The 8,140-nt window shown below is 74.5% G+C and carries 7 protein-coding genes; 5 read left to right on the top strand and 2 right to left on the bottom strand.

The window, feature by feature from the left end:
* Nucleotides 1-113: 113 nt before the first annotated feature.
* Nucleotides 114-896 (bottom strand): glucosamine-6-phosphate deaminase, encoded by a 783-nt coding sequence (locus tag AC07BF_RS00270; protein ID WP_363586446.1) that lies wholly within the window; start codon nt 894-896, stop codon nt 114-116.
* A 275-nt stretch (nt 897-1,171) separates the two neighbouring features.
* Nucleotides 1,172-1,579: a hypothetical protein gene (locus AC07BF_RS00265; protein ID WP_363630528.1), complete on the bottom strand. Its 408-nt coding sequence runs from the start codon at nt 1,577-1,579 to the stop codon at nt 1,172-1,174.
* A 282-nt stretch (nt 1,580-1,861) separates the two neighbouring features.
* Between AC07BF_RS00265 and AC07BF_RS00260 the strand changes: the two genes are divergently transcribed.
* The 5 genes from AC07BF_RS00260 (at nt 1,862) to AC07BF_RS00240 (ending at nt 8,015) form a co-directional block, all read left to right on the top strand.
* Entirely contained in the window at nt 1,862-2,620 is a 759-nt protein-coding gene (locus tag AC07BF_RS00260) for a serine/threonine protein kinase (protein WP_400985014.1), read from the top strand.
* Nucleotides 2,617-4,203 (top strand): protein kinase domain-containing protein, encoded by a 1,587-nt coding sequence (locus tag AC07BF_RS00255; RefSeq protein WP_400985012.1) that lies wholly within the window; start codon nt 2,617-2,619, stop codon nt 4,201-4,203. Before AC07BF_RS00260 ends, AC07BF_RS00255 begins: the two co-directional genes overlap by 4 nt.
* A 91-nt stretch (nt 4,204-4,294) precedes the next feature.
* Entirely contained in the window at nt 4,295-5,395 is a 1,101-nt protein-coding gene (locus AC07BF_RS00250; protein ID WP_400985010.1) for a calcium:cation antiporter, read from the top strand.
* Between the two features lie 392 nt (nt 5,396-5,787).
* A complete protein-coding gene (locus tag AC07BF_RS00245; protein ID WP_478332667.1) occupies nt 5,788-7,110 on the top strand; it encodes a geranylgeranyl reductase family protein in 1,323 nt (440 codons plus the stop codon).
* 221 nt (nt 7,111-7,331) lie between these two features.
* Complete coding sequence (locus AC07BF_RS00240; RefSeq protein WP_400985008.1) at nt 7,332-8,015, top strand: TNT domain-containing protein; 684 nt, start codon at nt 7,332-7,334, stop codon at nt 8,013-8,015.
* Nucleotides 8,016-8,140 lie beyond the last annotated feature (125 nt).

Here is an 8,140-nt window from a genome sequence, read left to right as displayed (position 1 = left end):
ACTTCTAGACCGACACCCCCCCCCCCCCCCCCCCCCCCCGCCCCCCCCCTCCCCCCCCCCCCCCCCCCCCCCCCCCCCCCCCCCCCCCCCCCCCCCCCCCCCCCCCGCCGACCTCAGAGCTTCTGCCAGGCCGGCTTGGCGGCGTAGGTGTCGCGGAAGTAGTCGGCGAGCTTGAGGCCGGAGGCGGCGGCCTCGTCGACCACCACGGTGGCGTGCGGGTGGAGCTGCAGCGCCGAGGCGGGGACGGCGGCGGACAGCGGGCCCTCGACGGAGAGGGCGACGGCCTCGGCCTTGGCCTCGCCGGTGGCGAGCAGGACGAGGTGGCGCGCCTCCAGGATGGTCCCGATGCCCTGGGTGATGACGTGGTGCGGGACCTCGTCGAGGCTGTCGAAGAACCGGGCGTTGTCCTCCCGGGTCTGCCGGGTGAGCGTCTTGATCCGGGTCCGGGAGGCCAGCGAGGAGCAGGGCTCGTTGAAGCCGATGTGGCCGTCGGTGCCGATGCCGAGCAGCTGGAGGTCCACGCCGCCGGCCGCGGCCAGCGCGCGGTCGTAGGCGGTGGCCGCCGCGGCGATGTCCGTCGCGTTGCCGTCCGGGCCGAGGAAGGAGTCCTCGGTCAGGCCCAGCGGCTCGACGACCTCGCGCAGCACCACCGAACGGTAGGACTCGGGGTGGCCGGCGGGCAGGCCGACGTACTCGTCGAGCTGGCAGATGCGCGCCCGGGAGGCGTCGAGCCGGCCGTCGCGGACCCGCTCGGCGAGGGCCTGGTAGATCGGCAGCGGCGTCGAGCCGGTCGCCACGCCGAGCAGGGCCTCGGGCTTGCCGGTCAGCAGATCGGTGATCGCCGCGGCGATGAGTTCGCCGGCCGCTGAGGCGTCAGGGACGATCACGATTTCCATACTGGTCCACCGTTCTGAGCCGGGTGCTTGGTCTAGACCCTTGAGGTCTAGACCAGTTTGCCGTGAACGGGTGCCCCAGGTCCACTCGGGCCCTGGTCGGAGCCGCTCTGCCGGCCCCGGATCGCCGGGAGCCGACCTGCGAGGGCGCCGCATGCCGACGGGCCGGCCGCCGGGTGCGCTGGCGGCCGGCCCTGGAGCCGGGGCGCGGGCGCCCCGGCGGATGGGGTGGGTCGGGTCGATCGAGGGCCCCGGTGCTGGTGGAGCGGCGGGGTCCGTCAGAACGGGTTGGTGCAGGTGGTGACCTGCTGGGTCGCCTCCAGCGCCGGGCCGGCGGTGGCGCAGATGATCCGCAGGTCGGTGGTGACGACGCGCGGGGTGACCGCCTTCGCGGAGCCCAGGCGCACGGTGGTCGCGGAGGCGATCGTCTCCCACGGGCTGCCCCAGGCCTTCTGGGTCCGCACCTCGACCTGAACCATCGTCAACTGGCGCGGGTCGGCGGAGACCTGGGCGACGCCGAAGAAGCCCTCACCGTCGTGCTGGTGCGAGATGCAGGGCTTGTTGAGCACGGAGGCGCAGGCCACCGCTTCGTTCTCGGTCGTCGCCGGGGCCGCGATGGCCGGTCCGGCCGCCAGGCCTGCTATCCCTGCCACCATCATCGTCACAGCTGCGATCCGAGCGCGCATGATATGAACCTCCTTGGAAATTAAGGGGATCTCACTCCTTGAGATGAGTCTTGCACAGAACGTGGACATGCCGTGTGTGTGTTGCGTCACACTCAAGGTGACCATTCAACTACGTGCTGCAACCACCCGTCGAGCGGTCGACGGACCGGCAGGTGGGCGGCCCGGGGGCAACTCGGCGACGCCCGGGTCGGGTTGGCGGTGTCCCTTCACTCGTCCGAGTGGCGAACTGCCGTCGGGGCGAATCGGGCCGTTAGCATCGACCCGAACCACGGAGGTGTCGGCGTGGACACGGTCATCGTGCAACTGCCCGACCGGGAGCCCGTGATGGCACCCGGCGAACCGCCCGGCCTGCTGCGGATGGGCCCCGGCGAGGCCGCGGCGTTCGGGCGCGGCGAGCCCGGCCGTCCGGCCCCCATCCCCCTGCCCGACCAGGGCGTCTCCCGGCGCGCGGGGGAGGTCACCGCCGCCGAGGACTACTGGCGGCTGTCCAACTTCAGCACCTCCGCCACCTACGTGGTGGAAAACCTGGAGGGCGCGGGCGAGCACGTCAAGGTGGCGCCCGGCCGGCTCGGCGCGCCCGTGCCGTTCGAGTTCTCCCGGGTGCTGCTGCCCGCCCTCGGCGAACCCGCCTGGTTCAAGGTCTTCGCCCCGCAGCACGCCTACCTGGAGGGCCGGCCCGGCGGCGTCGGCGGCGAACTCACCGTCAGCCCGTTCGCCCTCGACCCGACCGCCAAGTACTTCCTGGTGCTGCTCGCGCTCTGCGAGCCCCGGCTGCGCTCGCCCTCCGCCGCCGTCGTCCCCGGTGTGACGGAGGTGCTGGCCCGGCTGCGCGCCCTGCCCTCCTGCCACGGGCTGACCCGCTCGGCGGTCAACTACCACATCGACTACCTGGTGTGGACGAAGCTGCGGCTGCGCGAGCCCTACGAGGACGGCCCCGGCGGCAAGCGCGAGGAACTCGCGGCCCTGGCGCTGAAGTTCGACCTCGTCCGGGAGGAGCACCTGGCCCTGCTCCCGCCCCGGCGCCCGGCCGCCCGACCGTGAGGCCCGCCGGCCAGGCGCCCGACGGGCAGCCGCCCGACGAGCCGGCGTCCGAGCAGTGGGTGCCGGAGAAGGACCAGCCCCCGCCGGACCAGCAGTTCGAGGTACCGGCCGGCTACCGGCTCGCGGGCTACCGCACCGGCGCCTACCTCGGGGCCGGCGCCTGGGGCAGCGTGTACGCGGCCGAAGGCCCCGACGGTGCCCCGGCCGCCGTCAAACTGCTCAGCCCCGCCCGGCTCAGCCCCGGCCAGCGGCGGACCATGACGGAGGTCGCCCGCAGCGAGATGCGCTTCAGCCGCCGCGCGGACCACCCCCACCTGATCCGCACCCTCGCCGTGACGGTCGTCGACGACCCGGCCCACCCCGGCCTGGACGGCGCCGTCGCCCTGGTGATGGAACGCGCCGCCCGCAGCCTCCAGGACGTCCTCGCCGCCGCCCGCCCCGGCACCCCGGTGCCCGGCGCCGGACGCGTCCTCACCGAGGTCTGCGCCGGGCTCACCCACATGCACCGGGGCGGCTGGGTGCACGGGGATCTCAAACCGGCCAACATCCTGCTGATGCCCGACGGCACCGCCAAGATCGCGGACTTCGGCCTCACCGCCGAACTGGAGGGCACCCACGCCTACACGCCGCCGCTCGGCTCGCCCGACCACGTCCCGCCCGAGTGGTGGTCCGAGCGCACCGGCGCGCGCGGCGTCGCGGTGCGCCCCAGCGCCGACATCTGGGCCTTCGGGGTGATCGCCCACCAGGTGCTCACCGGCGGCCTGCACCCGTTCCTCGGCGCCACCGCCCGGGCCCGCTCGCTGGCCGCCCAGGCGTACGCGCGCGGCGCGGCGCCGCTGCGGCTGGACGAGGCGCTGCCCGGGCCCTGGCGGGCCGTGGTCACCGCCTGCCTGGCCCCCGGGCGGGAGGAGCGGGCCCGCGCCGACCTCGCCGCGCTGGTCGCCCGGGCCGGCGCGCGTCCGGCCTGCCGCCGCGGCGGCGCCCTGCGGGCCGCCACCGGCCTGCTGGCCTGCGCCGCCGCCGTCCTCGCCCTGACCGGGGCCCCCGAGCCGGAGGCCGCGGAGCATGGCGCGGCAGTACCCGCCGTGCGGTCGGCCGCCCGCCCGGCCGCGCCCCCGCCGCCCGGCGCGATCCCGGCCGGCTCCGACGTCCCGGTGGCCTACCGCGGCATGATCGAGGTCGCCGCCCGGCGCTGCCCCGAGCCCGAGATCACCCCGGCGCTGCTGGCCGCGATGCTCAAGGCCGAGAGCGGCTTCGACCCGAACGCGGCCCGCCCCGAGACCGGCGAGTACGGCATCGCCATGTGGACGCCCGCCGTCTTCGACGCCTGGGCGAAGGCCGCGGCCCACGACGGCCCCAAGTCCTACCTGGATCCGGGCGACGCGATCGCCGCGATGGGCAACTACGTCTGCTGGCTGGACCAGCAGCTCAAGCACCGGGGCCTCACCCGCGACCTGCCGGCCCTGGTGACCGCCGCCTACCGGACCAGCGACAAGACCGTGGCGGCCGCCGGAGGCGTCCCGGAACGGGTCCGCCCGCACGTCGACAAGGTGCTCCGGTACCTCGCCGACTACGGCGGGTGAGCGGGCAAAACGGGATGAGTTGTACCACATCCCTACGTATCCCGGCGCGGGCAACCGGGTGGGCGGTCCCCGGTCTGGGATGCTCGGCGGCATGATCACGAAGCTCCGCGCGGCCGCCGCGCAATGGACCGTCGTCGTTCCGGTGGTGTCGTTCGTCGTCCTCGCCCTGACCTGGCACCGGGACCTGCCCGGTTGGGTGGTGGGCGTCGTCGCCTGCTTCCTGGCCGGCGCCGTGCTCGCCGCCGTGCACCACGCCGAGGTGATCGCGCACCGGGTCGGGGAACCCTTCGGATCGCTCGTGCTCGCGGTGGCGGTCACCGTGATCGAGGTCGCGCTGATCGTGACGCTGATGGCCGACGGCGGCTCCAAGTCCGCCACCCTGGCCCGGGACACCGTGTTCGCCGCCGTGATGATCACCTGCAACGGCATCCTCGGCCTGTCCATCCTGGTCGCCGCGATCAAGTACCGGACCGCCGTCTTCAACGCCGAGGGCACCGGCGCCGCGCTCGCCTGCATCGGCACCCTGGCGACCCTCAGCCTGGTGCTGCCGACCTTCACCACCAGCTCCCCGGGCCCGCAGTTCTCCACCACCCAGCTGGTCTTCGCGGCCACCGCCTCGATCGTGCTGTACGGGCTGTTCGTGACCACCCTGACCTTCCGGCACCGGGACTACTTCCTGCCGGTCACCCCCGAGGGCCGGGTGCTCGACGAGGAGGACCACGCCGCGCCGCCGACCGCCAGGGCCGCCTGGATCAGCCTGCTGCTGCTCGGAGTGGCCCTGGTCTCCGTGGTCGGCCTCGCCAAGGGCGTCTCGCCGACCATCGAGTCCGCCGTGGACGACGCCGGACTGCCGCACTCCGTCGTCGGCGTCGTGATCGCCCTGCTCGTCCTGCTGCCGGAGACCATCGCGGCGCTGCGCGCGGCCCTGCGCAACCGGTTGCAGACCAGCCTCAACCTGGCCCTCGGCTCGGCGCTCGCCAGCATCGGCCTGACCATCCCGGCCGTCGCGATCGCCTCCTCCTGGCTCTCCGGCCCGCTCGTCCTCGGCCTCGGCCCGGCGCACATGGTGCTGCTGACCCTGACCATCGTGCTCGGCACCCTGACGGTCATCCCGCGCCGGGCCACCCCGCTCCAGGGCGCCGTGCACCTCGCCGTGCTGGCCGCCTACGTGGTGCTGGCGCTCAACCCCTGACGCCGCCGGTGGCAGTTCCACGGAGCCCCTGCCGTCCGACACCGCCGTCGGAGGCAGGGGCTCCGTGGTCTCCCGGGGGAGCGTGTCGGACGGCGGCCCGCCGACGGGCCGGGCCCCGTCTCCGGCGCGGTGGTCAACGGCGGGCCCCGACCCGGCGGGTGACCGCGCAGCCGCCCCCGTGGCCGGTATTGACCGGTCATCGGGGCGGGCCCGCGTGTCGGGGCGGCGGGCGGGTGCCGTGGTTCTCTATCGTCCGTCTCGGACCGCCGAGTCCGGCCGCGTCCGAATGGCCCCGTCCGAACAACCTGTCCGAATGACCCTGTCCGAGTCCGTCCGGGCAGCCCTGCGGCCCCGTCGGGCCCGCAGTCGATCCGACCCCGTGGGAGTGCGTGATGCCCGGCCCAGAGCAGCAGGTGCCCGCAGACGGCGGCCGGGCCCCCCGGCCCGCCCGGACCGAGGAGAACGCCGACGTCATCGTGGTCGGCGCAGGCCCGGCCGGCTCCACCGCCGCCTACCACCTCGCCCGCACCGGCCTGGACGTCCTGCTGCTGGAGAAGTCCGCGTTCCCGCGCGAGAAGGTCTGCGGCGACGGCCTCACCCCGCGCGCCGTCAAGCAGTTGACCGACCTCGGCATCGACGTCTCCGAGCAGGCCGGCTGGCTGCACAACCAGGGGCTGCGGCTGATCTCGGGCCGGCGCGCGCTGGAGTTCGACTGGCCCGAGCTGTCCGCCTACCCCGGCCACGGACTCGTCCGCCGGCGCGCCGACTTCGACGAACTGCTCGCCCGCCGGGCCGCCTCGGCCGGCGCCCGGCTGATCGAACGGGCCAACGTGGCGGGCCCGTTGGTGGACGAGCGGAGCGGCCGGATCACCGGCGTCACCGCGAAGCTCGGCGACGAGCGCCGGCCCGTCAGCTACCAGGCGCCGGTCGTGGTCGCCGCCGACGGCAACTCCACCCGCCTCTCCGTCGCGATGAAGCGCTACCGCCGCACCGACCGCGCCATGGGCGTCGCCTACCGCACCTACTTCACCACCCCCCGCCACCAGGACCGCTACCTGGAGGCCTGGCTCGACCTGCGCGACCCGGGCGACCCCGCCCGCCGCCTGCTGCCCGGCTACGCCTGGGTGTTCGGCATGGGCGACGGCACCGCCAACGTCGGCCTCGGGGTCCTCGACACCGCCCACGTCGACCTCGACTGGCGCGACCTGCTCCGCCGCTGGTGCGACAACCTGCCGCCCGCGTACGGCTACACCCCCGACGCCGTCACCGAGCCCGTCCGCGGCTCCGCCCTCCCGATGGGCCTCAACCGCCAACCCTACTACGCCGACGGCCTGTTGCTCATCGGTGACGCCGGCGGCACGGTCAGCCCCGGTACCGGCGAAGGCATCGCCTACGCGATGGAATCCGGCCGCTACGCCGCTGAGACCATCGTCCAGGCCCTCGCCCGGCGCACCGACCGCGGCCGCGAACTGGCCCTGCGCGCCTACCCGCAGGCGCTGCGCTCCGCCTACGCCGGCTACTTCGCGCTCGGCCGCCTCGCCGCCGACCTGCTCGGCCGGCCCAGGCTGCTCGGCGCGGCCGGCGCCGCCGGGCTCGGCCACCCGGCGCTGCTGAAGGTGGCGTTCCGACTCATGGTCAACCTCACCGAGCCCAACTCCAAGGACGCCCTCGACCGGCTGCTCCACCTGGTCGGGCGGGTCGCGCCGGGGCGCTGACGGGGCCGGCCGTCCGGAGTGTCCGGCCGGTGCCGAACCGTTCATTCTTTCGGGTGAACCGGTCCGGCGTCCGGGGGTTGGCCGGAACCGGGGAATTCGGTGCGCCTTCGGCCAAGTCGTGTTGACGGATGATCAGCTGATCCGCTTGCCTGGTGCCGAAACGGACACGGAGGGTGAGCAGGACGCCCCCTCCGTGCGACCCCCCTCACGACGGAGACACCGTGCGCCTTCGCCTTCGCCTGCTCGTCGCGCCACTCGCCGCGGCCGCCGCCCTGATCGCCCCGAGCATCCCGGCCGCCGCGGCCGACACCGCCACCGCGGGCACCTCCGCCCGGGCCGCCACGCCCTCCGACGAGTGCTCCGCCGACTTCTACCAGGGTGACAAGCGGCTCGGCCCCGCCGACCTGCCCACCACCGGCCGGGTCGGCAGGGAACTCGTCGGGTACCAGCGCACCGGCTCCCTGAGCGAGCAGCAGTTCCTCACCACCTACTATGACCCGGCCGGCAACAACGGCGCCGGCGGCTGGATCTACCCGCCGTCCGACGGCTACGTCACCCTGCCCGACGGCACCCCGGTCGAGTTCGATCTCACGCTCTACCCGAACCAGAACATCGACCGCTACGGCAGCGAGTACGGCGCCTTCCTCGCCCCCGAGGGACTGCCCTACTCCACCCGCTCCATCCCGCCGCAGAGCCTCGACGGCACCCCGCCGGCGGGCTGCAACTACCACGACTACAAGGTGGTCAAGCCCTTCAAGGTGCACGCCGGCCCGATCGCCCCGTGGTTCGGCCAGCCCGGCTGGGGCCTGCAGTACCAGCTCGACGCGAGCCTGGTGCCTGGCGGCCCGGCCAAGCTGAACGTGCTCTGGCTGGTCGACAACGGGTACCTGTCCCGGATCGTCTGACCCGGCCGTCCGGGGGGGGGGGGGGGGGGGGGGGGGCGGGCGGGACCCCCCTCCGCCAGCCCCCAGCGCGCCACCTAGGCATATCGCCCCCACCCCGCACGACCAACCCCACAAACCAAGGAAAG

Source organism: Kitasatospora sp. NPDC043950, from assembly GCF_056435345.1.
The sequence above is the reverse complement of the archived record's forward strand: the minus strand, read 5'-3'. Positions and strand labels throughout refer to the sequence as shown.